General features: G+C 45.9%; 20 protein-coding genes. 6 read left to right on the top strand and 14 right to left on the bottom strand.

The genetic code is table 11. The features are described from left to right. Positions 1 to 16 precede the first annotated feature (16 nt). Positions 17 to 766: an EAL domain-containing protein gene (locus tag KI655_RS08610; RefSeq protein ID WP_285403703.1), complete on the top strand. Its 750-nt coding sequence runs from the start codon at positions 17 to 19 to the stop codon at positions 764 to 766. 13 nt (positions 767 to 779) lie between these two features. On the opposite strand, the gene KI655_RS08605 is transcribed toward KI655_RS08610, so the two are convergent. Next, the gene (locus tag KI655_RS08605) at positions 780 to 1,592 is read right to left on the bottom strand and encodes a helix-turn-helix domain-containing protein (protein WP_285403701.1); all 813 of its coding nucleotides are present in this window, start codon (positions 1,590 to 1,592) and stop codon (positions 780 to 782) included. A gap of 52 nt (positions 1,593 to 1,644) precedes the next feature. Further along, positions 1,645 to 2,889, bottom strand: coding sequence for an MFS transporter (locus KI655_RS08600; RefSeq protein ID WP_285403699.1), 1,245 nt, complete (start codon positions 2,887 to 2,889; stop codon positions 1,645 to 1,647). 240 nt (positions 2,890 to 3,129) lie between these two features. Here KI655_RS08600 and KI655_RS08595 point away from each other — a divergent pair, with 240 nt between their 5' ends. Together KI655_RS08595 and KI655_RS08590 are read left to right on the top strand one after the other, a co-directional pair. Beyond that, positions 3,130 to 4,062, top strand: coding sequence for a LysR family transcriptional regulator (locus KI655_RS08595; RefSeq protein WP_285403697.1), 933 nt, complete (start codon positions 3,130 to 3,132; stop codon positions 4,060 to 4,062). Beyond that, positions 4,062 to 4,445 (top strand): VOC family protein, encoded by a 384-nt coding sequence (locus tag KI655_RS08590; protein WP_285403695.1) that lies wholly within the window; start codon positions 4,062 to 4,064, stop codon positions 4,443 to 4,445. The genes KI655_RS08595 and KI655_RS08590 overlap by 1 nt, the downstream gene beginning before the upstream one ends. A 146-nt stretch (positions 4,446 to 4,591) precedes the next feature. On the opposite strand, the gene KI655_RS08585 is transcribed toward KI655_RS08590, so the two are convergent. From KI655_RS08585 to KI655_RS08570, 4 genes are all read right to left on the bottom strand, one after another. Then, positions 4,592 to 6,019, bottom strand: coding sequence for a PepSY domain-containing protein (locus tag KI655_RS08585; RefSeq protein ID WP_285403694.1), 1,428 nt, complete (start codon positions 6,017 to 6,019; stop codon positions 4,592 to 4,594). A gap of 112 nt (positions 6,020 to 6,131) precedes the next feature. Beyond that, positions 6,132 to 6,482, bottom strand: coding sequence for a hypothetical protein (locus tag KI655_RS08580; RefSeq protein ID WP_285403693.1), 351 nt, complete (start codon positions 6,480 to 6,482; stop codon positions 6,132 to 6,134). Between the two features lie 254 nt (positions 6,483 to 6,736). Next, positions 6,737 to 7,132, bottom strand: coding sequence for a cytochrome b562 (locus KI655_RS08575; RefSeq protein ID WP_285403691.1), 396 nt, complete (start codon positions 7,130 to 7,132; stop codon positions 6,737 to 6,739). 130 nt (positions 7,133 to 7,262) lie between these two features. Continuing rightward, positions 7,263 to 8,009: a phosphatase gene (locus KI655_RS08570; RefSeq protein ID WP_285403690.1), complete on the bottom strand. Its 747-nt coding sequence runs from the start codon at positions 8,007 to 8,009 to the stop codon at positions 7,263 to 7,265. A gap of 159 nt (positions 8,010 to 8,168) precedes the next feature. On the opposite strand from KI655_RS08570, the gene KI655_RS08565 reads away from it, so the two are divergent. Continuing rightward, positions 8,169 to 11,072: an HD domain-containing phosphohydrolase gene (locus KI655_RS08565; protein ID WP_285403689.1), complete on the top strand. Its 2,904-nt coding sequence runs from the start codon at positions 8,169 to 8,171 to the stop codon at positions 11,070 to 11,072. Here KI655_RS08565 and KI655_RS08560 read toward each other — a convergent pair. Continuing rightward, the gene (locus tag KI655_RS08560; RefSeq protein WP_285403688.1) at positions 11,044 to 12,018 is read right to left on the bottom strand and encodes a DMT family transporter; all 975 of its coding nucleotides are present in this window, start codon (positions 12,016 to 12,018) and stop codon (positions 11,044 to 11,046) included. The genes KI655_RS08565 and KI655_RS08560 overlap by 29 nt on opposite strands. Positions 12,019 to 12,109: 91 nt before the next feature. Here KI655_RS08560 and KI655_RS08555 point away from each other — a divergent pair, with 91 nt between their 5' ends. After that, the gene (locus KI655_RS08555) at positions 12,110 to 13,015 is read left to right on the top strand and encodes a LysR substrate-binding domain-containing protein (RefSeq protein WP_285403686.1); all 906 of its coding nucleotides are present in this window, start codon (positions 12,110 to 12,112) and stop codon (positions 13,013 to 13,015) included. A gap of 75 nt (positions 13,016 to 13,090) precedes the next feature. On the opposite strand, the gene KI655_RS08550 is transcribed toward KI655_RS08555, so the two are convergent. From KI655_RS08550 to KI655_RS08535, 4 genes are all read right to left on the bottom strand, one after another. Then, positions 13,091 to 14,368, bottom strand: a complete 1,278-nt coding sequence (locus KI655_RS08550) for a peptidoglycan DD-metalloendopeptidase family protein (protein WP_285403685.1) — start codon at positions 14,366 to 14,368, stop codon at positions 13,091 to 13,093. 138 nt (positions 14,369 to 14,506) lie between these two features. Continuing rightward, a complete protein-coding gene (locus tag KI655_RS08545; RefSeq protein WP_373417293.1) occupies positions 14,507 to 15,322 on the bottom strand; it encodes a hypothetical protein in 816 nt (271 codons plus the stop codon). Between the two features lie 212 nt (positions 15,323 to 15,534). Then, complete coding sequence (locus tag KI655_RS08540; protein WP_285403683.1) at positions 15,535 to 15,960, bottom strand: hypothetical protein; 426 nt, start codon at positions 15,958 to 15,960, stop codon at positions 15,535 to 15,537. A 51-nt stretch (positions 15,961 to 16,011) separates the two neighbouring features. Further along, positions 16,012 to 16,296, bottom strand: a complete 285-nt coding sequence (locus KI655_RS08535) for a hypothetical protein (RefSeq protein ID WP_285403681.1) — start codon at positions 16,294 to 16,296, stop codon at positions 16,012 to 16,014. Positions 16,297 to 16,641: 345 nt separating this feature from the next. Between KI655_RS08535 and KI655_RS08530 the strand changes: the two genes are divergently transcribed. Next, positions 16,642 to 18,159: an arylsulfatase gene (locus KI655_RS08530; RefSeq protein ID WP_285403801.1), complete on the top strand. Its 1,518-nt coding sequence runs from the start codon at positions 16,642 to 16,644 to the stop codon at positions 18,157 to 18,159. A gap of 31 nt (positions 18,160 to 18,190) precedes the next feature. Here KI655_RS08530 and KI655_RS08525 read toward each other — a convergent pair whose 3' ends face one another. The 3 genes from KI655_RS08525 to KI655_RS08515 form a co-directional block, all read right to left on the bottom strand. Next, positions 18,191 to 19,105 carry a LysR family transcriptional regulator gene (locus KI655_RS08525; RefSeq protein ID WP_285403680.1) on the bottom strand — a complete coding sequence of 305 codons (915 nt, stop codon included), beginning with the start codon at positions 19,103 to 19,105 and terminating at the stop codon, positions 18,191 to 18,193. Positions 19,106 to 19,413: 308 nt separating this feature from the next. Then, positions 19,414 to 21,198, bottom strand: a complete 1,785-nt coding sequence (locus tag KI655_RS08520; RefSeq protein WP_285403678.1) for an ABC transporter ATP-binding protein — start codon at positions 21,196 to 21,198, stop codon at positions 19,414 to 19,416. Next, entirely contained in the window at positions 21,192 to 22,955 is a 1,764-nt protein-coding gene (locus tag KI655_RS08515) for an ABC transporter ATP-binding protein (protein WP_285403677.1), read from the bottom strand. The genes KI655_RS08520 and KI655_RS08515 overlap by 7 nt, the downstream gene beginning before the upstream one ends. Positions 22,956 to 23,028 lie beyond the last annotated feature (73 nt).

The following is a 23,028-nucleotide window of genomic DNA, read 5'->3' as shown; positions in this document are numbered from 1 at the left end:
ATGAGCGCACTGACCAATGAACTTATCTGACCAATTGATCAAGGAAGCTTTCGCCAATGAGTGGCACACCTGTTTTTACCAACCAAAAGTAAAAGCGAACTCTGACGATAGCACTGACAATACAGATGTGGTTGGTGTTGAAGCGCTTTTCCGATTAGATATCCCTGAGCACGGCGTGTTTGCACCCGGTACATTCATTGATCGTGCTTTTGCGCTTGGCTATGAAGAAACCATCTTCTTTAACGTATTAGAACAAGCACTCACTGAAATAAGAGCAGTTTCGCCCTCTTTGAACCTTGCAGTAAACATCAGCAAGCAGGTACTGGCCAACCCAGATAACATTGCCAGAGTGAGAGAGATGCTTTGGAACAGCTCGTTTCCAGCCAAACAACTGACATTTGAGTTAAGTGAAAATGACGAACTCTGCGCATCACTCGCTTCTCAAGTTGAAAACTATAAAGCACTGGGCATTAAGATTTCCATTGATGACTTCGGCGTGGGTTATTCAGATATCGATAAGATCCAGACGCTAAACATCGACGAGGTTAAATTCGATCGTTCCTTGATCAATAAGCCTGAGAGCGAAGCATCATCACTTATCGAAACTGTGATTGAATACTGTCAAAAGCGAGGCATTGCGACCGTTGCCGAGGGCGTTGAGGACAACACCACTCGAAGCCGAGTTCAACAACTTGGGTTTGATAGCTACCAAGGGTTCCTTTATAGCAAGCCCGTTGCCCTGCCCGATCTGATGCTTATTATGTAGGAGAGGATAGGTGCTAAGTTATTACAAACTCGACGCTTTTCTTTTTCTGCTTAAGATCTTGGTATCTTAAATATTTAAAATAGATATCGTGTTTGTTTTGAATGTTCTGAGAAAAAGGATTGCTGACGACCTTACAGATCTCAGCCTTGAAGAACAGCATGCCCAGTTTCGTCGTGTATGGTTCGAAATAGAGATCATAAAGAAACTGGCACATTGCTGGATCGATCGTTGGGAATCGAAATTCTGTACCTGTGAATTGCTCTGCTAAGTAATCAAAGATTTTACGACGAATAGTAACACTGACCGCAGCCAGACTGCATAACAGGTGAGAAGCACTATCATAGATAACGTGACCGATGATAACGCCATTGTATAGAAAACTGAGCGCCTTCATGTTCTCGAGTTCCACCCCAAGTTGTCGAGATACCTGAATAAAGTCATGTCCGTAGAGCTTCTGGTGCATGTTTTGAATCGACTTTGTGCGCTCCCCAGACAAAGCACTAAAGTCCGTCGCTTCTACACTGGTGATGTGATAATCGTACCCTATATCAATGTTGAAGCGCGTCTCCATCAGTTTGGTGGCCGCTTTTACATGGACCATCTCATCCACCGAGAATTGGTACTCTCGCTGAAAGAAGCTCGCAATCCCAAGGCGTCGAACAAAACTGGGTAGCGTTTTTCCACGCTCCCACTGGCTGACCATCACTTGGTTCACACCCGAGAATGCCCGATGAGAGGTTGCCAAAATATCAGCCATCTCTTCTTGAGACAGCGCCTTCTCTTCGCGCAGACGCTTTAACTCTTGTGCAAAATTCAATTTATCCATAACTCACGCTGCCTTGGTTATTATCGGACGCTTAACTCCCAAGGCTCACTTGTTAGCTCTGGGTAATCGGCTCTCTTTCAACAGTGTCTTCTGTGTGCTCTGCCAACCAATACAACCAAATCATCGCCAAACATAGGATGAAACAGAGTACAAATAACCAATCCGCGCTGAGCACCTCTATCACTACACCGCCAATCAGAGGCGCAATCGCAAAACCAAGTGAGTAAAGGGCAGCGGCACCGAAATAAGAGCCCCTTAAATGAGGAGGCGCCATTCTATCAATTTGTACATTAAGGGTTGGGAAAGCAATCACCTCCCCTAAACTTAATATAAAACAAGCAATTCCCCAACCTAACGGCCAATCATTTGGCGTAAACAAGAAGCCAATTTGTGCAATAGCCATCAAGAACATACCGATTCGAGTTCTCACAAACAGAGGCACATGCTCGAGCCATTTGAGCATCGGAAACTGAAAGACAATAATGGTGAGAGTATTGACCAAAACCAGACCAGCGATTAACTGTGCTGCGTCTGTAATCGATGAACGCACGATGACCTGAGGAATAGACGACTCAACCTGCGCATAGACAAACATCATAATGAAGTTTGCGACCATCAACTTAACAAAGATATTGTCTTTACGAATGACATTTAGGGTCGCGGTAAAGTTCGGCAACTGGGAAGGGTCGGGCTTAATGAAAGTCCCCTTACGCTCGATTCCAAGTAACAGCCAAAATCCGTAAACGACATAGGTACCACCAGCCACAAAGAACAAGTTTTGTGGTTGTGCGAGCGCTAAGGTAATACCAATTAATGGCCCAAGAGCACCGCCTAAGTTCAGTAGAAAGTAACGAATGTTGAGTGCCAGTTCTCGGTCTTTCTTGTCATCTAGGTTGTCCCCTATCACAGCTTTTGCGGGTGCTTCTATCATCGGGCGCATTAAACCTGTCATCATGATCAACACATAGAACTGCCACAACTCACTTGCGAGTGCGATACCTGAGTAAGATATTGCGGCAATCCAACTACCAAACACCATCACCCACTTTCGACCCAGTTTGTCCGATAGGTAACCAGAATAGAGCCCGGTACCAGCACCAACGACAGCAGAAGCCGCCAACATAGTGCCGACCTCAATCGCGGATGCACCATAATCTTCATAGAGAAAGACAATCAGAAAAGGCCATGCCATAAAGTAGCTCGTTCGGGCGAGTAGCGTCCCAGTCAGTACCGTCCATATTGAGAAATTAAAACGTTTTACGCGCTGCTTTTGAAATAAGCTTTCTGATTTATCCATAGAAATCCCTTTATTAACCAACTGATTTGACGATTATTATTCAGCCAGTATATGGATTAAGTTGTATAAATACAGACCACACAGTAATTTTTATAAAAGACAGAATCTCCTGCTTGTTTGACTGCATTAAAATGGTGCAAACCACACAAAACACTACGCTTAATATTGAATGGAGTTTGACGTATGATGCTGACTGTCGATTTCTAGAAATATCAGCCCACTGGCCGAGTACCCAACGTTATGATCAACCCAAAACTGATAGCCCTACTTCCTGATCTTGCCTCCTTTATTTTGGTGGTGAATGAGGGCAGCTTTACCGCCGCAGCCAAGCAGCTTGGTGTGACACCATCGGCGCTGAGTAAGCTCATCACCCGTTTGGAAAAAGCGCTGTCAGTGAAGTTGTTTGAACGAACCACGCGAAGCCTCATCATTACGCAGGCCGGCCAATTGGTGTATGACCAAAGTGTGGTGATGATCAACGCGGCGCAACAAGCGGTTGAACTTTCAACCTCGGATCATACAGAGCCTTCAGGCTCATTGACGGTGGCTGCGCCAGAAGCGTTTCTAAACTCAGTATTGCAGCCATTTGTGGTGCCGTTCCTTAATCAATACCCAGAGATCCAACTCAAGCTGCGTGCAGCCGATGGTGACATCGATATTCTGCGTCAAGGGATTGATATCGCGTTTCGCCTCACCGACAAGCCCGATGAGAGCTTAGTGCTCAAAGAGCTAGGAAAAACCAACCTAGTGCTGTGTGCTAGCCCAGATTACCTTACGAACAAGGGAACCCCTTCCCACCCGACTGATCTTAGCCAGCATGACTGTCTTTACCTTGCTGAAACGGACAAAGACCACATTTGGGATTTTCTTAAAGACGATGAATTCCACACCGTTCCTGTCAGCGGTCGCTATGCCGTCAATCACTCTCAAATGCGACTAAAGGGTGTCAAAGAAGGCCTTGGCATCGGAATCTTTCACGACTTCGTGATTCAGGATGCGCTCGCGGAAGGAAGCGTAGTTCAAGTACTCGACGACTGGACAATTAAAAGTAACTATCACGGCGCTATCGCGATGCAGTTTGCGCAGACCAAATACATGCCCGCGCGTTTAAGAGTGTTTATTGACTATGCGATGGAACACTTGAGCGATAAGTTGGCAGGAGAGATCAAATAATGCTGAAAGGAATTCACCACGCTGCCATCATCTGTTCAAACTACGAGGTTTCAAAGCACTTCTACACCGAGGTTTTAAAGCTTGAGGTAATTGCAGAGAACTATCGTGAGACACGCCAATCTTACAAGCTCGACTTAGCCCTACCTAATGGCGCTCAAATTGAGTTATTCAGTTTTCCAAATTCGCCAGAGAGACCGAGTTTTCCAGAAGCTCAGGGGTTACGACATTTGGCATTTTGTGTTGAGGATGTTCAACAAGTGAAGAGCTATTTAGAAAAACAAGGAATTGAGGTAGAACCGGTTCGCGTAGATGAATTTACCGGTCGAGAGTTTACTTTTTTCGCAGACCCTGATGGCTTACCTCTCGAGCTCTATCAAGCGTAAAGATCCGCATAAAGTTTATCATTATTGGTTTAAGCCAAATTACCGCCCCTCTTAGCTGCACACGTAACTCATAGAGGAGCGGCTTTCTATCTCTTTAGCTTAGACTCTGGTTAGCTTTGGCTATCTGATTAGCTTTAACTCTCCGTTTAGCTTAAAGCCATTTTCAGCCTTTCAACGCGTGAGAACAGCAGCCAATCGAGTAACATCGTAATCACAATGGTTGCTCCGGCTAACGGGAATAGAACAGAGATTAGAACCACGGTCACCAAGCCTGCTTTCCAGATACCTGAATCCTCAAACTTAGGCGGCACACCCAACTTCCCTTTTCCTGCAGGGCGGCGTACCCACCACATCACACCGCCAGTGAAAGACACGATGATAAATGCTAAACAAAATAGGACATTAAGAAGCTTGTTAACCAAACTAATGTCTCCTTGGTGCAACGAAATGCCCACAGCCAATGTTTTTGCCATCACGTTGTAATCGTTCCATGTCACCTCACCAAGAATGCGGCCTGAGTATTGGTCTAGGTGAGTGGTACGGTCTTCCCTAGGATCAATAATATCACCGCCCATCGTATTGGCCGTGATAGTGTAGACACCCGTTTCAGAGTGTGGAAAGTTCACTCGATAATAAGTAAAGCCAAGTTCAGTCGCTTGTTTGACGACTTGATCAAGAGAAATGCTTTCCCCTGACACCATATGGTGACTGTGCTCATCGGTCATTGCCGAATGATCGTGCGATTCAGGTAGCGGAGTTTGCTCTAAGTTCCAAGGGTACTCCTCTTCCGAGCCGTGATTTAACGAGGCGTGAGTTTGCTCAGACAAAGGGACATCATCCCACATCTGCGCTGGAAAACTACTCCAAGCTTGAACCATCTTACCGCCCCAAAAGCCAGCCCACGCAAGCCCCGACAATAGGAACAACAGCAACACCAAAGACAGAGTACCACCAAGGTTTGCATGCAGATCACGCATTAAAATTCGAGTGCCAGAAGAGATACGGATCTTCAAAAAGCCTGCTTTTGTGGCGTTATCGCGCGGCAGCCATAAGTAGATACCACTCACGAGTAGCAAAATAGATAAACTGGTCGCCACTTCAATCAGGTAATCGCCCCAATCCCCTACCAGTAGAGTGCCATGGATGTCGTTCGCCAGCTGATACCAGCTCTCACTACGAGGAATTTCACCGATCACTTCTCCAGTACTCGGGTTCACGGTTACAAAGACCGATCGACCATCGGCCAAATTCACAGAAAATCGGTTAGGTAAGTCTGCAGATTTAGCGGTAATAAATTGAGTTACCGTTCCTTCAGGATATTGCGATTTAACGGCGGCGAGCTGGTCATTAATTGAGATGATGACACTTGAGCTCGTACCACTCTGCATCACCAGTGCTTCTGGGTATAGAGCGCTCTCAAGCTCATCATCAAGCAGCATTACAAGCCCTGTGATACTTAGCATCAACATAAACGGGATAACGAACAGCCCAGCATAAAAGTGCCAGCGCCAAGTGAGAAAATAGAGGGTTTTGTTTCGTGCCAGAGCGGCAGGTTGAGATTCAATTCTCGACATTGATATTTCCTTTTGCACGCACCAAAACACCTTCTGATTAATTCAGAAAGTGAGGAAAGGTGTGAGCGTATTAACTTTACTTAATGTGTTGTTTTATTTGTTGTTATTTGAGTTAGGAAATAGCGAGAGGTGGGCCTCTTGGGGAGTGTCTCTTAAAAGCCTCGCTTAGAGCCAAAAAAGCGTAGCTGTCGGAGACAATCGAACTCAGTCGAGTTGTCAGTAGTGCAGTTGGAATTTCATCATGGTGGAAACTAGAAAAGTGGCTAAAAGGACACGGTTTACCGTGATGGGTTTGTGGCTCGCCCTCTTCAACTTGTACTAGTTCAAAGCCGTTGACCGTACATAACGTCGCCCACACGCCTGCGCTGTCACCATGAGCATTGATAACAGGCATTAACGTAATGAGCACCCAGCTTAAAGCGGTAGCCCATAACATGGAGAAATTGAACGACGTTTGGCGCATCTATAAGGAATATTTATAAATTTAATGCATTATGAATCACGTAGGTTGCTGTTTAAACGGATTAATTAACATAATGTTAAAAACCTAAGCTAACGCACACTATTGATATCAATCACATATGAAATACTCCTCAAACAAAAACGCCACACCAACAAATGTCGGTGTGGCGTTTTAAAATCTCTTAAACGCTAGCAGAGCGAACGAGTCCTAGTTCTTAGCGGAAAACCATAGGTCTTAGCCGAGAATGACAGCTCTTAGCCGAATAGCTTGCTCCAGATGCTTGGGTTACGCTTCTCATGGTACTGTTCACGTAAGCCATCGATAGTGCGTAGTTCTTGCTGTGCTTCTTCAAACTGTCCCTGCTCTAGCTTCTGCTCGATAGAGTCAATTGACGCTTGGATCTTAGAGAAACCTTCCATGAAGTTCTGCTCTTTTTCCGCTGGGTAAGAACCCGTTTTTAGCTCAGCAACCAAGGTATCTAGACGCACCATTGGTTTTTGCATCTCTTCAATGCTTTGAGCCTCTGCTGCTTGTTTGAATGCAAGCTTCATTTCTTGCATGTTTTCCTTAAGGTCTACGTTTGCAAACGCGGATGCCGACATCACAGAGGCCGCAATCAGGCCAGATAAAAGAATTGAGCGAGTTTTCATTGTTTCTCCAGTTGAAGATACACCTTTTTGTTTACGGTGCTTATGACTTTATTTGTGAGCGCTAGTTTATACAAAAATGCCGCACACACAAAAAATGATTGTGACGAAATGCAAACCCGCCAACATTCTCTTAGTTTAGATGCGCGTATTCTGGGATCTCTTTACGACCGCGCAGAGCAAGAAACGTCAAAAACTGTTTTGGTGAATGAGTAATCACCTTCTCTGGCAAGATACCGACTTCATCAAGCAACTGCGAAACGAGGTCTAGCCCGCCAATATCTGCACAGAAATGAGCGTCACTGCCTGTTGTGATGTATGCCCCTTTTTCCTTGGCAATTTTGGCGATCTCATAGCAACGTTCGATACTGCCTATACGGCTATTTCCTTTCAGTGTCGTGTTATTAATCTCAATCGCGACATTATGCTCGACCGCGCAATCAATCACCGCCTCAAAGTCGAAATCAAAGTTAGGGTTACCTAGGTGACCAAGCGCATCAATGCGCCCAGCCTTAATCACGTTGATCAAAGCTAAGGTATGAGCCGCTTTGTCTGCTGGTCGAAACACAGGTTCATGGAAACTCGCAATCGCCCAATCGAGGTTTTTATCCACACTTGGGTGAACATCGATCTCTCCGTCGGTATTCATGATATTGGATTCAACACCGCGAATGATCGCCACCCCCTCAATAAAACGAGGGAGAATACGTTGGTTGCTGAAGAACCAGTAATGAGGCGCACCCGGCATTGATTCCGAGTGATCGGTGGTACAAAACATCGCTAATCCACGCTCGCTGGCCGCTTTCGCATTCTCAATTAAGGTGCTGTAAGCATGACCACTGGCATAAGTATGGGTGTGGGTATCAACTTGTAATCTCATCTTTTGCGCCTTCACTCCGACATTGACTCTTACTATTCCAATCAGTCTATCAGCTCAAAGTGACAATTAGCATAGCGGTGAAGGTTTAGTTTGGTCATTTTTTTGCAACCTTTTCAGCTTCTACAATACTTAAACCAGTCACTTGATTGGTAATTGATAATGAGAAAAAAACGTTACCCCTTAAGCATACACATCACAACACTGTTTTTGGTCATGACCAGTATCGTCGGAACCGTGTTGATTACAATGAGCTACAAACACTCACAGCAACTGCTTTTAGGCACCATTGAAGAGGTCAGCGACGAGCACAGTAACAAGCTTGAACTAGTGTTTAAACAGTCCGTTGCCCCCGTGGTCACAGCGCTGAACGTACTGGCCGTCAGCCCCTTTATCACCCACGATACCACTCAAAATGAGTACCATGCTTGGCTCTCGTCTCTGGATCTTATCTTTCAGCAGAGCCCAAGCTTAGTGGCACTTTTTTATGGTTCAGAGAATGGTGATTTCAAACTGTTTCGCCCGATAAAAACCAACAAGCAGCGTCAGGAACATAAAGCACCATCAAAAGCGACCATGATGGTGACCGAAACCGCCACCAACGGGCTAACTCGTATTACGTTTTTGGATGGCGCTCACCAGATAATCAAGCAAAATGAGAGCGGACAAGACCTCTTTGATCCGCGCACCCGACCTTGGTTTATCAATGCTAAACGCGATGGTTCAATTCAGCTCTCTGAGCCTTATCAATTCTATTTTCTCAAGACGCCGGGGATAACACTGTCGCGTCGTTCAGCTGATCAACAATACGTGATTGGCGCTGACTTTACGCTTAATTCGCTTTCTGATCAGATTAGCGACCTCGCCTTTTCACCTCAAAGCCGGTTAGCGCTGTTTGATCGTCATTTGAACCTGTTGGGCCATCATCGCTTAGAAGTGGATACCACCACACCGCTCATCAGTTCCGCTCGATTTAACTCACGAGAAGCCAATAATTTGCTCAAAGAATCTGTGCTCGCACCGCTTCTTCTCGACAACAAAGCCAGCAAGCAGAGCATTCAGAATGTTGAGTACAACCTTAACTCATGGGCACTGACCTTAACGCCGGTAGAACTCACCGCTAACGTAACCCTATTCCTTGCAGAAGCCACTCCCCATACCGATTTGCTGGCGGATCTGATATCGATGCGCGACCGACAGGTAACAGTGGCGATCATCCTGCTTTTCATCTGTTTTGGTTTGGTCTGGTTCGTCGCCAATCGTCTCTCGATGCCAATTAAAAAACTGATGGAGCTGACCCACAACATCGCGCGTTTCGATTTCAAACGTACCCACTACCCCAAGAGCATGATCAACGAAGTGGCGAACTTAGCCCACTCTATCGAGTTGATGGAGCACACACTGCATGATTTGATCGCCTTACTGCGTGATACCGCCGGTAATCAAGACTTCTCGGTATTGGCCAAAACCATCGCGCACCAAAGCTATTTAATCACCAAAGCAGAAACTATTTTACTGTTCACCTACGACAATAAAGAGAAGCAGTTCGAGGTCGCCGCCAATCACGCCATCATCCCGTTTAAGGCCGATTTAAATGAATTTGTGAAAGATACACCCTGGCTGCTCGCCAAACTCAAAATGGGTGAAGTAGTGCATTTAGACAGGAGCGAGAATGCACTCAACCAATATCACGAGACCATTTTTAATTCAGATATCTATTTTTTCCCCCTACTCAATCGTGAGAAGCAGCTTGTCGGTATTGTTATCATTGGTTACGAGCGTGCGATATCAAAAATGCAATCAGACAAACACGCCTTTCTGCGTGAGCTGTTGAGCTTTGCAGAGATTGCTAAAGACAATATTGACCAGATGGAGCAGCAAAAAGAGATGCTCAACGCCTTTATTGAGCTTATTGCCTCGGCCATTGATACCAAATCACCTTACACCGGAGGTCACTGTCAGAGAGTACCTGAACTGACTCAATGGCTGACAGAAGCGGCGATTAAAGATGATCGTTACTACCCGCTGTTTGCGCTGGACAAAAAGCAGTGGGAGGCGCTGAGTTTAGCCTCATGGCTGCATGACTGCGGCAAAGTCACCACCCCAGAATATGTGGTCGATAAAGCCACCAAGCTGGAAACTCTTTATGACCGAATCCATGAGATAAGAATGCGTTTCGAGCTCCTTAAACAACAAGCTGAAACCGATTATTGGAAAGCGATAGCCAATGGCTCTCTGCAAGAAAAAGAACTAGTTAAGCTAAAGGACAAACACCAGAAGTTAGATGAAGATTTCGCGTTCGTAGCTCAGTGCAATATTGGCTCAGAGCGAATGGAGGATGAAAATCAAACTCGGCTCGATGAAATCGCTAAACAGCAGTGGAAACGCACTCTTAGCGATCAAGTCGGTATCGCATGGACAGAGAAAATACGCTTTGAAGAGGAGCCCGAACTGCCCGTCATGGAGCCGCTGCTTGCCGATAAACCGCAACATCGCATTCCTTGGGAGCAAGGTTTGAGCCCGCAGGACTTATGGCAGGAATCGTATGTGCTCACACCGGGCGAACTGAAATATAACCGTGGTGAGCTTTACAACCTGAAAGTACGCAGCGGTACCTTGACCAAAGAAGAGCGCTTTATGATTAATGATCACATCATCCAAACCTCGGTGATGCTCAATAAGCTGCCCTACCCTGAACACTTAAAAGAGATCCCACAAATCGCCAGTTACCACCATGAGCGTATTGATGGCAAGGGCTACCCATTTGGCCTAGATGACGATGAACTGTCGATACAAGCCAAGGTAGTCGCCATTGCCGATGTGTTTGAGGCACTGACATCCAGCGACCGCCCCTACAAACAGGGAAAAACCCTTGAAGAGTCTTTAACCATTATGACGCGGATGGCGACAACAGGTCATATTGATCCCAAGCTCTATTTACTGTTCCTAGAGAAAGACATCTACCAGCGCTATGCGGATGCTTTCTTGGGTTCGGAACAGCACTGTAAGGTCGACGCACCGCTGCATATCGAAAAAGTTAAGTCCTACATTCGCTCGCTGTTTTAGGCGCATCTACCGGCAGTTTAACGGCGAGCTTATTCTTACGGTGTGACAAGAAGGTATTAACCATACTTGCGAGAATAATAAGTCCAATTCCAAACAGTTTTTGATTTGAGAATGTGTCGCTAAATAGCAAAGCTTGCCAAATCGCACTGAACAACAGCGTGGTGAAAATCAGTGGTGCTAGCTGAGAGCCGCTGCTGACAAGTCGATACGCTTTAGCACGACAAATCTGAGTGTTAATGGTAAACAACGCAAATACCACCATCACGATACCCACCCAATAAAAGTTGGACAATGCAAAGCCTTCACCCACGTTCGTTAATAGTGGTTGATTGAGAGCTACAATATCAAACAAGGCGTAACCCATAATTGGAGAGGCCAATAAGGCGGCAATCATAAACGTCCAAGCGTTCATCTCCGCAGCAGATAACTCACCTTTAGACGCGCGATATAAGCTAACTTGTGAGCCAGAATTGAAAAAGCCTGCCATTAAACCAATCAGAATTGCTGGCTTAAAATCAAACTCAGACAGATTCCCTGCCATCAGCACCACACCAGCAAACGTCATCGCCAAACAGACTAACGTCGTCGAATTGAACTTCACGCCAAATATTAATTTTTCTAACACAGGGATAAACAAAGGTCCTGTGCTAAACAAAACGATACTTTCGACTAAGGTTAAGCTTTGCAAAGACGATAAAAAGCACAGCTGACATGCCGTCATACACAGAGCACGCGAAACGATGGGTTTCCACAACGCTCGACTCGGCTTACGTAACCGAACAAATATCAATACTGCGAATAAAATCAAGCCAGGAAAGAAGAATCTAGAAAAAACGAGTAGCGCAACGGGCATGATCTCAGCGAGGTATTTTGCGGCAAGGCCGCTTACAGACAGACTAAATGTAGACACCAACATGAACGTGGTGGCCTTGGTAATATCAGACATAATTATCACCTCCTATAACTCATATTTTAGAAGGCTGACAGAACAAAAAATAGCGAGTAATATTAACCAGAACTGTAAGGAAAACTTACCAATGAAGAAACTGGTTCCATTGAAATCGATTTACGCGTTTGTTGCTGTGGCTGAGACAGGCAGCATGACGGATGCCGCACGTGCGCTCTTTGTTAGCCATTCGGCTGTAAGCCAAGCAATCAAGTCACTTGAGCAGCAGGTGAACAAACCGTTGTTTCAGCGCGTTGGCCGACGCGTCATACTCAACGCCGATGGCAAACGCTACTACCGAAAAGTGGCGCCAGCGTTAGAACAAATTGTCGATGCGACCGACCAACTCGTCAATACACCCAACGAAAACCGACTCACGCTGAACATGGTCAACTCTCTGGCACTGCATTGGTGGATCCCTCGTGTGCCTATGCTCCAGCAAGACTCACCGAACCTAGATATTCGACTTTCTAACTTGATCGGATTTTTCGATTTAGAACAAGAAGGCGTTGATATTGCTTTGGTGCACGGCAAACCAAAAGAGTGGAAGGAATATTATTGCGAAAAGCTTGGGGACGACGAACTGGTTCTCGTAGCCAGTCCTAACCTTGTTAATGAGCAAAATAAGCTGTCAATGCAGGACGCCCTTAACTCTTACCCCGTGATAGGGGTATTTAATCCACGTCGAGAGCTCGACTGGCAGGTCTGGTGTAATGCTCACAAACTGGCTATGCCCTCTTTTAGCACCAACCTCTCTTTTGATGTCTCCATTCAAGCGATACAAGCCGCAACACGCTCACTTGGCATACTGGTTACTCATCGATTATTTGTCCGCGATGACATCAAGCATGGTGCTCTGGTTGAGATCAGTAAGCCCGTTGCTAACCCTCATCAGGATTACTATTTTGTCTGTTCACACAGCAAACTCAAAAATGAAAGTGTGCTAAAGCTAAGATCATGGTTAAGAGCGCAATTCATGCCTAAAGACGCCCTTTAGTAACGCGTTGTTACCAAAGGGCGAACTAGTAATATAGATTGGAGTCAGTCGCTAATTTACGACAAGTTTCGAAGATTAACTGGCTTGGTCTCGATGACCTTCCGCCAACTCATCGAATTCTGAGATACGGGCATAGAATGCATCTTTGGCTTCTTTGGAGATTGAGCTGGCCATCGGTAGGTTCGCTTTCATTGGATCGACAGCACGATCTCGGACCAGTACTTCAAAGTGAAGGTGTGGGCCAGTAATGCGTCCTGTAGCTCCGGCAAGCGCGATTTTTTGCCCTCGCTTCACCTGCTGCCCTTTCTTCACTAAGAAACGGTGTAAGTGTAAGTAACGCGTTTTGTAGACGCTGTTGTGTTCGATAACCAAATACTTACCCGCATATGGGTGGTTTCGCACCGCAATCACTTTACCATCGCCTGTTGAATAGATTGGCGCTCCAACCGGCGTCGCGAAGTCTGTGCCGTTATGAGGCGTAATACGGCCTGTCACCGGATGCTTTCTTCTTGGGTTAAATGCAGAGGTAATTCGACGATATTGGCGATCCACAGGGTAGCGATCGAAAGCTTGTTCTAAGCTGTTGCCTTCTCGGTCGTAGAAGCGCCCGTCTTCAGCCAGAAATGCCGCTACTTCGCGACCTCGTAGCTGAATCGAGATCCCTTGCACTTCGGTTTTTCCTGTCAGATGGTCATCAGCATACTGCTCACTCACCAATACGCTGAATCGGTCTCCTGCTCGTAAGTCACGAGCAAAGTTAATTTTGTCTCTCAATGTTCGCGTGATGTTGGCAATCTGTCGACTCGACAAGCCCACCTTATGTGCAGAGAGCGAGAAACTACCATTCACTTCACCCGCGTACATCTTCTCTTTCCACTGACCCGGCATTTCAATGAACTCATAATCAAAACTACCGTCATCATTCAGCGAGTAGACTGAGCGCTCAATTAAGCTTTCGTGATACGTAAGCTCCACTAAGCGGCGCGTCTCTTTATCCAACAGCAACTCTAGGTGATCACCCGGTTTAATCGTATCCAACTTGAGCGTTTCTAAATCCGCTTCCAGGATCTTTTGTGCCGTCTCATAAGGCAGTTGCCAAGACGCAAACACGTTACTCAGTGTGTCCCCTACTTTGACGAAATAGTGGACTCGAACGAGATTATTAACCGGCTCTGGCGCTTGTTGAGGCTGAGTTTGAAGTTGAGGCTGTTCGATCTCACCCTCTACCATCTCTTGATAGGGTGTGATCTTAATTTCGATTTCTTGAGGCGGCTCGGGCTCAATTGAGAGGATAGCGGCCAGTGAAAATGCAACGACGGCAATAATCACTAGACCTAAGCGAAAAAACTTCATAGGTCGAATAGCATAAACAGAGGTAAAAAACTACAATTGTTATAACATAACAATTGAGTTCAATAAACCGCTGTTTGTAACAATCTATTGACCTATCTATAGGCTTTATGAGTTCTTCATTCTGTTATGGTGTTGGGTCTATGACTCCTCGCGCAACGCTTCAAAACCATCCAAACCTCTTAACATTTCAAAATCGGTTTCATCCGAGATCAAATCACGCATCGAGGCACTGGCTTCAATAGAGCGTCGAAGATCTTCAATGGCTTGAGATTCAGAGCCTAGGCGCGCATACGCACATGCTCGTTGATAAAGTGCGTGCGCATTTTGGTCGTCCACCTCCAACACACGATTACATAAGCTCATTGCCCAGTGGAATTCTTGCATCTCCATCGCGGCATCAGCTTTGTAGGTAAGCGCTTCTAAATCACCCGGACGGATCTTTAAGATTTCATCATAGATCTCTAGCTTCTGCTCTGGGGTCTGTTGGTTTTGCGCTCTTAACCAAAGGTTGTGCACTTCATTGATGATTTCAATCTCTCGGTTGTTTTCCGAGATAATGCGGGTTTTACGTTTCAGGTCTCGTTCTAACGCGACAAATTTCTTTTCATACTCTTGCGCGATTTTGTCGAGCCGCTGATCGGCCATCTCTTTGGTGTTGTGCTTAATTTCTTTTAGGGATTGCCAACCAATCAGTGCGATCAGAGAAGCGACACCAGCAATGATATAGAAGAAATAGGTAACCGTAACATTGGCATAGTTGAGGGACTTGTCGGCCACTTCAAGTTCACGGTCAGTGATTTGAATCGTCATCCTGCGTTCAAGATCTTGTTGCTCGATGCGCAGAGACTTCAATTCATCTAAGATGTAACGCTCAATCAATGGTCTATCGAGATATTCTTGCTCGGAGTATCGGGTCTCCTCAGACGCGAAACCCATCGCTGGGAACATTGCCATTATCACTATCCAAACCACTCTCAGCATCGTACATTCCTTATACATCTTGATATTAGCTCACTCTATATCGAAACCGAGGGATTCGCTAGTCGAGAAACTCTGTGACTGCTGCTTTACATTAAGTACCCAAAGTGGCTTGATGGATAAAGTTAGTTTACAGACATAAAAAAACCACGGTGCTTACCGTGGTTTCTCTGCTTTAGCTGCGTTACTTAAGCAAGCTTCGCCTGCCAGTTTTCGCACTTGGTCAGAAACTCAGATAGGTAACCTTCTGGATTACCTAGCTTCTCACCGCCTTTTACTTCTGCACCTGTCGCTCGCCAGTAATTGCGAGAGATAAGGTTGCGATGGAAAACAAAATCACTCACTTCTGCTTTTGTTAGCGGGATTTTGTTACCAAACACTTGATAGTAAAGGTCCAGAACCAATGACAATTCATTGCTGGTGCCTTTAAGGAAAGTATCAACATTAAGCTCAATGGCTTGACGCTCATGTACGTTACTGTCCGTCTTCAATAATTGAGCGATGGCAGTATAAAGTGAAAACTCCACCTTTTGCGCTGAAAGCAATGCCGCACCTAAAAGTGCATGTTCGTTAGACAGTTGTTGTTCTGTTGATGAAACGGTCGCTGCTGTCACTGTGTTAACCTCAAATAATGATAAAAATGGTACTTATCCGTTAAAAACGAACTAAGCACTCTTACTCAAACTCATTGCGCTTTCAGACTCGCTGCGCTCGGCATCAAAAACAATGTAGTCAGATGCACCCTCTGCCTTCACAATCTCAACTTTGCCTTTAAAGCCGACTTGAGAGAGCTTCTTAACCAGATGCTCAGGGGCGGTATCAAACACCACCTTCATAAAAGGCAATTGCTCAGCATGAACAAATCCATGCTCATTAAACAGGTCCATTGCTTGAGATAAATGGTCTGAATCGGTTAACTCAATAATTTCTACAACTTCTTCCAACAACATTTTAGATTCCATACTCGCCAGAAAGTGACTGACACAAGCATCGTGCTTTTGCTCGTATACATTTCAATGCTCAAAAAAGCACCCCTTTAGTAGTATCAAGAGAATAACATATTTCCTTGCGTAAAATATGTTTATTTTCGATTACTTATTAATACAAAACCGCGTACTTTCTCTTTGGGTATCAAAGACAAGCCTCTCGACAGTCAAACGTAGATTAAGCGACTTAACCATAATTTATACTCTGTAGTCCTCTAGGTTAATTGCGTTTTGGTACTTTCTTTTTAACGAAACTCAGTATGAAAAGAGGACTCTACCTTGACTACCTTTACTAAATCCGTACTTGCTATGAGCGCCCTGACAGTGGCTCAAGGCGTTGCAGCGGCAGAGCAACCTAACATCCTTGCTATTTGGGCCGATGACTTAGGCTACTACAACACCAGCGCATACAACCGCGGCATGATGGGTTACGAAACCCCAAACATTGATCGTATCGCGCACGACGGCGCTATTTTCACAGACATGTATGCACAGCAATCTTGTACTGCAGGCCGAGCAGCATTCATCACTGGTCAGCACCCTTTCCGTACCGGTCTTTTGACCATTGGTATGCCGGGATCTGACCACGGTATTCCTGACTGGGCACCAACAATCGGTGATGCACTTAAACAAGAGGGTTACGCGACGGCACAGTTTGGTAAAAACCACCTTGGTGACCAAGATAAACACCTTCCAACCAAGCACGGTTTTGATGAGTTTTTTGGTAACCTGTACCACCTTAATGCAGAAGAAGAGCCAGAAACCTACTTCTATCCAAAAGACTCAGAGTTCAAAAAGCAATACGGCCCACGTGGCGTGATTAAATCAACGGCGGATGGCAAAATTGAAGACACAGGTCCACTGACTCGTGCTCGTATGGAAACCATCGACGAAGACTTCACTGAAGCGGCGATCACCTTCATGGAAAAATCGGTCAAAGCTGATAAACCATTCTTCGTTTGGTACAACTCAACTCGCATGCATGTTTGGACTCGCCTCAACGATCATTACGATGGCATCACAGGCCAAGGCATTTACGCAGATGGTATGCGCCAGCTAGATGACAACGTCGGCGCCTTATTAGATACGCTAGAGCGTCTAGAGGTTGCGGACAACACCATCGTGATTCTTTCAACCGACAACGGTGCAGAGAAATTCACTTGGCCGGATGGCGGCACTTCTCCTTTCCACGGTGAAAAAGGCACGACTTACGAAGGTGGTATGCGCGTACCACAAATCGTGAAGTGGCCGGGCGTAATTAAACCGGTCTCTGCGGTAAACGCGTTAATGTCTCAAGAAGACTGGCTGCCAACACTGGCAGCTGCCGCAGGTAACGACAACATCGTCGACGAGCTTAAGGAAGGCGTAACACTGAACGATAAAGAGTGGCGAGTTCACCTAGATGGCTCAAACTTCAAACCATTCTTCGAAGGCAAAACAGACAAAGGCCCTCGTGACACGATCCTTTACTTCTCAGCGAATGGCGAGCTGAACGCATTGCGTTGGAATGATTGGAAGGCGAGCTTTGCAATGATGGAAGGTGATATGCAATCTGCGGTTCGTCAGGCTCCAGCTTGGGCTTCAATCACTAACCTACGTATGGACCCATTTGAAACTGCGGCTAAAGAGTCGGGTATGTACACTCGCTGGATGATCGACAACATGTGGTTATTCGTGCCAATGTCTCAAGAAGTGGCGAAGTTTATGGGCTCTTTAGAGGGCTACCCAATGCAAGCAGGCCAAGGCTTTAGTGCTGCAAACATCAACTACAACACGTTGAAACTTCAAAAGCTTGTGCAGAAAATGCAACAGCAAGGCGCGAATTAATCCAAATTCAAACGCCTTGCTAAAACAGACTCTAATTAAAGCCCCACTGGGGCTTTTTTTGTGAGGCATCGATAATTTTCTTACGAAACCACGAATGTGCCATGTCCGAATTACGGCTCTTGTGCCACACCAAGTACTCAATCCCTAAGTCAGACTCGAAAGGCAGAGGCGACGTTTGAAACTCTTTCAACAACCCAAACTTTTCCAGCACCGATTCTTGGCTAATACAAACCAGATCGGTTCCCTTAACCATGTCTAGCATCTCAAATGGACCCGGTGCTTTACGTGCGACTTTTCGCTTTTGTGCGTACTTGCTGTTTTTCATTAACGGCGAGTCTTCCGTGTTCCACATACTATGAACCACGTGCTTTTCCGCTAGGTACTCTTTAAGAGTAATTTCGCCTCCCAAACGCGGGTGATTCTTGTCATAAACCACCACCATGCGTTCGCTCGCCAAAGGCACACATTCTAGGGCTGGGTCGTTAATCGGGACATGAGCAATACAGAGGTCATATCGATGCTGACGCAAGTCGAGCGCGATATCTCCGGTATAGAGTGGATCGATATTAATACCCACATCAGGCGTCTCTGTGTAGAGGTTGTCTGACACGCGCTTCATCACTGAGTAAATCGCTCCGCTGATACAAGCGACATTAAATGAGCGGTCAATCTTACTCGGATCGAACTTGCGCTTGTTTGGAAAGGTTGATTCAAACGCGTCGTAGGCTTGCTTGATCTGCGGGTAGATGTCATAGCAAAAACGGCTCGGTCGATAACCCTCTTTCGTTTTAACGAATAAGGGATCGTCGTAGGTTTCTTTGAGTCGACCGAGTGCTTTACTGACTGCGGGTTGGGAAACACCAAAGCGCTTGGCGGTGTTGGAGATAGAAAGCTCTTCCATCATCACAACAAAATAGGGGATTAAGCTAAAGTCTGTATTTTTCATACTCTATTTCACATGCTCTGTTTCAAGAACGTCGGATTGACCAGATACCTCACACCTCTATATTCCGTTACTGAGATTGAAAGCGCTCACAAATATTCTCTCACGTTAACAAGGTAGAATTGCTATCACTCCTATCAATATCAAACAATCGCTAAGTTATATCGAGTATAACTAGTAGTTATCGCGCTAGCTGGCTACCCATTTGAGACTTGGAATAACCAATCACGTGCAATGTAAAAGAAGATGCACGTAAAAAGAAAAAGCCCCAGCGAGATTCGCTGAGGCTTTGAAATGATGTTTGAGTCTGATTAAGCGCCGACCGCTTGCTGTTCACTGGTTTCAACGATGGATTCATTGAGCAACCCAGCATACACGCCATTATAATCAACCAACTGTCTGTGGTTACCGCGCTCCACTATCTCGCCCTTCTCTAACACTAGAATCATGTCGGAGTGACGAACCGTGCTTAGGCGGTGAGCAATGGCGATCACTGTCTTCTCTTTGAACAGCTTCTGCATCGCTTTTTGGATCAAATCTTCTGTTATCGAATCAACCGAACTGGTCGCTTCATCGAGCATCATCACCTGACCACCTTGCGCCACAGCGCGAGCGAACGAGAGCAGTTGAGTTTGCCCCACTGACAAGTTCGAGCCGTTCTTATCAAGATGGAAGTCATACCCATTAGGTAATTGCTTAACGAATTGGTCCGCATATACATAACGCGCGGCTTGCTCAACTTGCTCACGCGAAACGTGCTCTTTACCAAGAGCGATATTGAAGTGAACACTCTCTTCAAACAAATGTACATCTTGCATCATCAGTGAAAACAGGTGTGCTGAGTCTTCCATTGAAATCTCGGACAACTCAATACCATTGAGCAAAATGCTGCCTTCATAGTTCTGATAGGTTTTCGAGATCAAACGCATGATCGTAGACTTACCAGAGCCCGTTGATCCAACCAAAGCAATTTGATGCCCTTTCTCTAACACAAACGAGACATCCTTTAGCACGTAAGGTGCGTCCGGCTTATAGCGGAAGCTAACGTTCTTGAACTCCAAACTCACAAAGTCACGCAGTTGCTCTTCAACTTGGTGGGACGGCAACAGTTTTCTTCCCTGCTCTTCCGTCGGCTCGACAAATAGCTCTTCAATATGGTCAAAAGCGGCAAAAGAGCTCTGAATTGAAGCGATCTGCGAGGTAAAGTCACGAATAGGCACAAAGACCTTCTCTAGAGTATTAATGAAGGCAATTAACACACCCAAGGTTAAGGTGCCCTGCAGCACTTGCTCTGAGCCAAACCAAATCATCAATGCGATGGTAATCGACGTAACACCTGAGATCACCGAGAACAGAATCGCATCGTATTTGTTGATCTTCTTTTGCGCTCGCAGGAACTCGTCGGTATAGCCTTTAAAGCGCGTCTCTACCGCCTCTTCTGCACGGTACAGCTGAACCGTCTTCATCCCAAGTAGTGCTTCTTGAAGGAAACCAATACCACGCGCCAATGACGAGCGAGTGATTAGATGCATCTGACGCAGTTTGTTTCGGACAAACGCGGTGAGATACATAACGGGCGGCATCACCACTAATACGATCAAGGTGAGCTTCCAATCGATGAAAAACATCATGCCAATCAGGGCGATGGTGTTCAGCGTATCCTTCACCAGACCGACCACCGACTGAATGAAGGTTTCTCCAATCGTCTCCAAATCGCTGGTCAAGCGCGACAGCGTAACGCCAATTGGCGTGTTATCGAAGTAACTGCGTGGCAGTTTAAGAACCCGCTCAAATAGCACTGAGCGCATGTCGGTGATGGTGAGCTGCCCTGTTTTTCTGAGGTTGTATGAGTAGGTGGTGTCCACTACATAACTGACAATCAGCACAACCACGAGATAAAAGACGTACTCTAGCAAGCCATCGATATTACCGTGGCTCAATTGGACATCGATAACCTGAATAATCAGCCATGGAAACAGCAGGCTAGTGATGATAGTCAACGGTAACATCGCAATACCAATGATCGCCGTGCACTTGTACTTTTTAGCAAACTGTAGGAAGTGCTTGAGGTACTGAATATCTACGCCTTTCAACATGCGGTTGCCTCCGTCTCATTTTGCTGCAACTGCCACGTTTCATAATAGTAAGGGCATGTTTTAAGCAGGCTGGCATGGTCGCCTTTTGCGATCACTTTGCCTTGGTTCAAGACGATAATCTCATCCATATATTCCAGAGCATTGACGCGGTGTGATACCACCAGCACTGACTGGTCTTTCAGACGTTCAAACAGTCCCTCAAGGATCTTTCGCTCAGTCTCGTAATCCACAGCAGATAGGACGTTATCCATAATAATTAAGTCGGCAGGTTCTAGAAGTGCACGTGCAATGCTCAAACGCTGCTTCTGGCCACCCGAGAGCATAATGCCCTTCTCGCCAACCAAGGTTTGATCGCCCTTTTCTAGGCGCGCCACATCGCTCGCCAATTGGCTAAGGTTTAACACTTCATCCACCTGCTCTTTCGCAATATCAGCCTTAGTACTGCCGAATCGAATGTTCTCTTCCACCGTTGCCGAAAATAGATACGGGTCTTGAGTTACCGTTTTCACGTATCGACGGAGATCATTGCGTGAAAATTCAGTCACGTCTCGGTTACCAAGGAATACGCTGCCCGGCGCGACATCAAGGTGATGATTCAAGCAGTTCACCAAAGTCGTTTTACCAGAACCAATGCTACCGAGTACGCCTACCTTTTTACCCGGTGGAATATCAAAGCTGATGTTATCGAGTACTAGACGTTCTTCGCCTTGGTACTGATAGCTAAGGTTTCTGACTGAGAAAGTTTGCCCCTTGAGTTCGGAAACATCACTGCTGTTCAGACTGGTCTCATCTAGCTCTGGCACTTGTGCGTTCAAGATGGTTTGAGCACTGGTAATCCCCACCATGCCGCGCTGATAGATGGTCGCAATACGCCCAAGTTGCATCAACGGCATCGCCAAAAGCACTGAATAAGTGAGGAATGCGGTGATTTCACCAAGACTCAGTTCTTGATTCACCAACATGTAGCCACCTAAACCGAGGATCAGGATTTTCATTAGGTTATTGGCGTAATCAAGAACCGGCATAAAGAACACCTGAATTCGAGTGATCTTCATTCGACACTCTAATAGCATTTGGTTGAGCTTCTCTGTCTCTGATCTCACCCACGGCGACATCTGCTGACTTTTGATCAAATCAATGCCCGATAGGTAACTCATCAACTGTGCCGACAGGTTCTGTAAGCGCTTCATGTGTTCCATATGCAGTGACTTCATTCTTACAAAACCGACGCGGAAGATAACAAACGCGATAATAATCGGGATCACCGAGTACATGGTGAGTTCTGATGAGATTCGCCACATCCACAACGGCGTTAAAGACAGTGCCAACAGGGCATTAAAGAACTGCAGAAATCCAACACCGAACAGCAAACGAACCCCCTGCAAATCATTATTAATGATCGAGATTAGTCGGCCAGATGCGAATTGAGAGTGGAAACTGTTTGGCAATCGATTGAGCTTTTCCAGAAGCGTATTTTTTAGCGAAGCTTCTGTAATACGGCCCGGGTTAAGTGCGTAAATTCGTGACCAGATGCGGACAATGATCATCGATATCGACATCACTACGATGATTGTGATGTAGGTTTTCAACTGCTGGTGACCCGCGCTTGATGCATCATCAATCAGGTCGATCGCCAACTGAATGTAGCGTGGGATCTCCACCTGCAGCCAGTTAACGAGAAAAATGAAAATTATCGCAAGCAGATAGGACTTACGATTTAGGCGCAGGTAATGCGCGAAAAACTGAGACTTAGTCATATAGGTCTTTCTTTGAGCGTTGGGGAGCTCTATTAACTGATATGGATGGGCGTTAATCGTTTACGGTACAAAG

This window comes from Vibrio sp. D404a (assembly GCF_030248535.1).
Taxonomy (GTDB): Bacteria; Pseudomonadota; Gammaproteobacteria; order Enterobacterales; family Vibrionaceae; genus Vibrio.
Note: the sequence above shows the minus strand (reverse complement) of the source record. Positions and strands in the feature narration are given on the sequence as shown.

Excerpts from the sequence above, each read along its gene's own strand:
- KI655_RS08610 (WP_285403703.1), top strand. The coding sequence starts at position 17 with ATGAACTTATCTGACCAATTGATCAAGGAAGCTTTCGCCAATGAGTGG.
- KI655_RS08605 (WP_285403701.1), bottom strand. The coding sequence starts at position 1,592 with ATGGATAAATTGAATTTTGCACAAGAGTTAAAGCGTCTGCGCGAAGAG.
- KI655_RS08600 (WP_285403699.1), bottom strand. The coding sequence starts at position 2,889 with ATGGATAAATCAGAAAGCTTATTTCAAAAGCAGCGCGTAAAACGTTTT.
- KI655_RS08595 (WP_285403697.1), top strand. The coding sequence starts at position 3,130 with ATGATCAACCCAAAACTGATAGCCCTACTTCCTGATCTTGCCTCCTTT.
- KI655_RS08590 (WP_285403695.1), top strand. The coding sequence starts at position 4,062 with ATGCTGAAAGGAATTCACCACGCTGCCATCATCTGTTCAAACTACGAG.
- KI655_RS08585 (WP_285403694.1), bottom strand. The coding sequence starts at position 6,019 with ATGTCGAGAATTGAATCTCAACCTGCCGCTCTGGCACGAAACAAAACC.
- KI655_RS08580 (WP_285403693.1), bottom strand. The coding sequence starts at position 6,482 with ATGCGCCAAACGTCGTTCAATTTCTCCATGTTATGGGCTACCGCTTTA.
- KI655_RS08575 (WP_285403691.1), bottom strand. The coding sequence starts at position 7,132 with ATGAAAACTCGCTCAATTCTTTTATCTGGCCTGATTGCGGCCTCTGTG.
- KI655_RS08570 (WP_285403690.1), bottom strand. The coding sequence starts at position 8,009 with ATGAGATTACAAGTTGATACCCACACCCATACTTATGCCAGTGGTCAT.
- KI655_RS08565 (WP_285403689.1), top strand. The coding sequence starts at position 8,169 with ATGAGAAAAAAACGTTACCCCTTAAGCATACACATCACAACACTGTTT.
- KI655_RS08560 (WP_285403688.1), bottom strand. The coding sequence starts at position 12,018 with ATGTCTGATATTACCAAGGCCACCACGTTCATGTTGGTGTCTACATTT.
- KI655_RS08555 (WP_285403686.1), top strand. The coding sequence starts at position 12,110 with ATGAAGAAACTGGTTCCATTGAAATCGATTTACGCGTTTGTTGCTGTG.
- KI655_RS08550 (WP_285403685.1), bottom strand. The coding sequence starts at position 14,368 with ATGAAGTTTTTTCGCTTAGGTCTAGTGATTATTGCCGTCGTTGCATTT.
- KI655_RS08545 (WP_373417293.1), bottom strand. The coding sequence starts at position 15,322 with ATGGCAATGTTCCCAGCGATGGGTTTCGCGTCTGAGGAGACCCGATAC.
- KI655_RS08535 (WP_285403681.1), bottom strand. The coding sequence starts at position 16,296 with ATGTTGTTGGAAGAAGTTGTAGAAATTATTGAGTTAACCGATTCAGAC.
- KI655_RS08530 (WP_285403801.1), top strand. The coding sequence starts at position 16,642 with ATGAGCGCCCTGACAGTGGCTCAAGGCGTTGCAGCGGCAGAGCAACCT.
- KI655_RS08525 (WP_285403680.1), bottom strand. The coding sequence starts at position 19,105 with ATGAAAAATACAGACTTTAGCTTAATCCCCTATTTTGTTGTGATGATG.
- KI655_RS08520 (WP_285403678.1), bottom strand. The coding sequence starts at position 21,198 with ATGTTGAAAGGCGTAGATATTCAGTACCTCAAGCACTTCCTACAGTTT.
- KI655_RS08515 (WP_285403677.1), bottom strand. The coding sequence starts at position 22,955 with ATGACTAAGTCTCAGTTTTTCGCGCATTACCTGCGCCTAAATCGTAAG.